The 3,112-nt window shown below is 59.7% G+C and carries 4 protein-coding genes; 1 reads left to right on the plus strand and 3 read right to left on the minus strand.

The features are described from left to right. Positions 1 to 77: 77 nt before the first annotated feature. The 3 genes from NW837_RS12715 to NW837_RS12725 form a co-directional block, all read right to left on the minus strand. Positions 78 to 347: a hypothetical protein gene (locus NW837_RS12715; RefSeq protein ID WP_414332008.1), complete on the minus strand. Its 270-nt coding sequence runs from the start codon at positions 345 to 347 to the stop codon at positions 78 to 80. Between the two features lie 151 nt (positions 348 to 498). Then, positions 499 to 957: an MAPEG family protein gene (locus tag NW837_RS12720; RefSeq protein WP_414332010.1), complete on the minus strand. Its 459-nt coding sequence runs from the start codon at positions 955 to 957 to the stop codon at positions 499 to 501. 134 nt (positions 958 to 1,091) lie between these two features. Next, positions 1,092 to 1,496 carry an SHOCT domain-containing protein gene (locus NW837_RS12725; protein ID WP_414332012.1) on the minus strand — a complete coding sequence of 135 codons (405 nt, stop codon included), beginning with the start codon at positions 1,494 to 1,496 and terminating at the stop codon, positions 1,092 to 1,094. 162 nt (positions 1,497 to 1,658) lie between these two features. Between NW837_RS12725 and glmU the strand changes: the two genes are divergently transcribed. Then, positions 1,659 to 3,112, plus strand: a 1,454-nt coding sequence (gene glmU / locus NW837_RS12730; RefSeq protein WP_414332014.1) for a bifunctional UDP-N-acetylglucosamine diphosphorylase/glucosamine-1-phosphate N-acetyltransferase GlmU, incomplete at its 3' end; no start/stop codon positions are given.

A 3,112-nucleotide genomic window follows, 5' to 3' on the forward strand; every position in this document is an offset into this window, starting at 1 on the left:
GCAAAGGTCAGGCTCTCCACCCGAATGGCCACCTCAGACATAGGGATCCCTTAGCGGCAGAGAGAAAAGGGCTGTCCTCAGCTTTGCAACTGGGCCAAAAAACCGGGACGGGCTCCCATGGGGCTGGCGCCGCCCGACTTGGAAGTCATTTGCACGCCACATAGCTCACCGGTGAGCAGGAACACCTTTTTGCCGGTGCGGTCGCAGGTCAGCTCCAAACTCTGAGGGGATCCACTCTGCAGAGCATTGACGATGCTTTGGTAGGCCCGGTTGGCCGCTTCTTCCTCTTTTTGGTGGACAACGATGGGGGCAGGGTTCCCTTTCAGGAGCAGTTCCAGAGTGTACATGGCTGACCGTTGCGTAGTGGGCCGTGGGACAAAAGAGAGGCACCCAGAGGACGCCGTTGGCGACAGCAGGACGAAGTCCTTTTCCAGTATCGCAGGTTGGGCCAGGGTACCGGCAGGCTCAACAAATGACGGGGGAGTTTCTCTCGCCAGATTAGGCCAGGCCGGTGCCGAGAAAAGGCAGCAGGCTAATCAGCAACAGGCCCAACGTGGCCAGGGATCCCGCCAAGAAGGAGAGGGATCGCCCAATGGGAATATCGGCAATGTAGAAAAAGTTGTAGAGCAGCCGCGCCAGCAGAAACACCCCACACAGCACAGCTACCCCTTCATCTCCGCTGAGGCCAAAATACCAGGGATCCGGGTGTGGGCCGGTGATGTAGGCGATCAACGCTGCTGCCGCAAACATCCCAAAGGTCTCAAACCCGTTGGCGTGGGCCCAGGTGGCCCGTTGCCCGTAGGGAGGTAGCCTATCAAACATAGCCCGAGGAGCATGCAGGTCGTAGCCAACGCGGGCACGGGCATAGCCCACCACCCCCATGGGCAGATAGACCAAGAGCATGGCTGCCGCAATAGAGAACAGGGGGATGGCTACGAGAGGAGGATTTGGCAACATAAGATAGGCAAAAGGGCGGTGCACAATGACAGAGGAGAGAAAAGAGCCCAGCTTGGGTGGGAGCTATTGCCGGGAAAATCAACACCAGAACCATTATCCATCTATCGGGCTGTCTATCCAGGCAGATGCTTGCGTCAGGAAATCTTGCGGATTTGCCGGCGGCGCTCCTCATATTCAGCGCGGGTGATCAAGCCCTGTTTCAACTGGCTTTCCAACTGCTGTTCGGGATCCCGAGCTTCTCGCCCTTCCACACTGGTCCACTCCAGCTCGATCAACTCTCGGTTGAATCGAAAATCGAAATCGGCATTGCTCATGGTCAGGATCCACAGCCCTTCCAGCAAACAAAGGGCGCGTACCCCGTAGCTGAGGATCTGCAGCGGGATGGAGGGAACGAACACCATCAGCCCCGCCACCAAGTAGCCCCAGCCCCAGCGTTGGTGCCCCATATAGAAGCGCTGCAACCCTGGAATGAACACCCCCAGCATCGCCAGCCAGCCGGCCACCTCGCGGACCAACCGCCGACGTTCCTGTGGGGGCATATCAGGGCCCCTGCTCTCGGCCATAGACTGCACCAGCTAGATGTGCCATTAAGCTAGCTCAGTTTTGGCCGCACAGGGCTCAGGAACTTGGATCCAACCTCAGAAGATTTTTGAGCAGCATCCCGCCGCCTATACTTGATGGGGGCGGTTCGGGGAAGGAACATGGCAGAGCGGGAACTATCGGTAGCGATCTTGGCAGCGGGCAAAGGTACCCGGATGCGGTCGCAGTTGCCCAAGGTGCTGCACAAACTGGGATCCCTGTCTTTGATCGAGCGGCTGCTGCGCACGGTGCTAACCTTGAAACCCCACCGCTGTCTGGTGATTGTGGGTTATGAACAGGAGCAGGTGCGCCAAGCCCTGCGGGAGTACCCGGTTGAATTTGTGGAGCAGGCCCAGCAATTGGGCACCGGACACGCCGTTCAGCAACTGTTGCCCGTCCTGGGCGGTTTTCAGGGGGATCTGCTGGTGATCAACGGGGATGTGCCCCTGCTGCGGGCAGAAACCCTGCAAGCTCTGGTGGAGCGCCACCGCCAGGTGAACCCAGAGGTAACCTTGCTCTCGGCTCAGGTGGCGGATCCCTATGGCTATGGACGGGTGTTCTGCGATGCCCAACAGCGAGTGCTGGAACTGGTGGAAGAGCGAGACTGCACCCCGGCCCAACGGCAAAATCGCCGCATCAACAGTGGGGTGTATTGTTTTCACTGGCCGGCTCTGGCTCAGGTTTTGCCCCATCTCAATCGCAACAACGCGCAGCAGGAGTACTACCTAACAGATGCCGTCAAGCGGGTGGGCAAAGCCATCGCTCTGGATGTTGCCGATCCGCAAGAAATTGTGGGCGTCAACGACCGCCGCCAACTGGCCCAGGCGTACCAGATTTTGCAGGATCGCCTCAAGGAAGCCTGGATGGAAGCCGGGGTCACCTTTGTGGATCCCGACAGCAGCAGCCTCGAGGAAACGGTGGAATTGGCCCCCGATGTGGTGATCGAGCCCCAAACCCATCTGCGAGGGGTGTGCCGCATTGGCTCGGGAACCCGCCTGGGGCCGGGCAGTTGGATCGAGTCCAGCGAGATTGGATCTGAGTGTCACATTCTCTACTCGGTGGTCAGCCACAGCCGCATCGGCAACCAGGTTTGGATAGGCCCCTACGCCCACGTGCGCCCCCACAGCCAGATCGGGGATCACTGCCGCATCGGCAACTTTGTGGAAACCAAAAATACCCAGATTGGATCCCACAGCAATGCCGCCCACTTGGCCTACCTGGGAGATGCCAAGCTGGGATCCCAGGTCAACATCGGCGCGGGCACCATCATCGCCAACTACGACGGCCAGCAAAAGCACTTTACCGAAATTGGGGATCGCAGCAAAACAGGCGCCAACTCGGTGTTGGTGGCTCCTTTGCAGGTGGGATCCGATGTCACCATTGCTGCCGGCTCCACCATCCCTGCCCGCTACCCCCTGCCGGATGACTGCTTGGTGATCGCTCGCTCCCGCCCGGTGGTTAAGCCCGGCTGGCGACCCGGGATCCGCTCCTCCCGCCCCCAGGAGCCCCAGCCCATGCCACCGGGATCCCTCAAGATTTATCCCTTGCGCCTTTTCCCCGGCCAAGATCTCAAGCA

The sequence above is a fragment of the Synechococcus sp. R6-10 genome (assembly GCF_047461815.1).
Lineage (GTDB): Bacteria > Cyanobacteriota > Cyanobacteriia > Thermostichales > Thermostichaceae > Thermostichus.

What these genes read in the sequence shown, in the direction of transcription:
- NW837_RS12715 (WP_414332008.1), bottom strand. Translation starts at nt 347, where the DNA reads ATGTACACTCTGGAACTGCTCCTGAAAGGGAACCCTGCCCCCATCGTT.
- NW837_RS12720 (WP_414332010.1), bottom strand. Translation starts at nt 957, where the DNA reads ATGTTGCCAAATCCTCCTCTCGTAGCCATCCCCCTGTTCTCTATTGCG.
- NW837_RS12725 (WP_414332012.1), bottom strand. Translation starts at nt 1,496, where the DNA reads ATGCCCCCACAGGAACGTCGGCGGTTGGTCCGCGAGGTGGCCGGCTGG.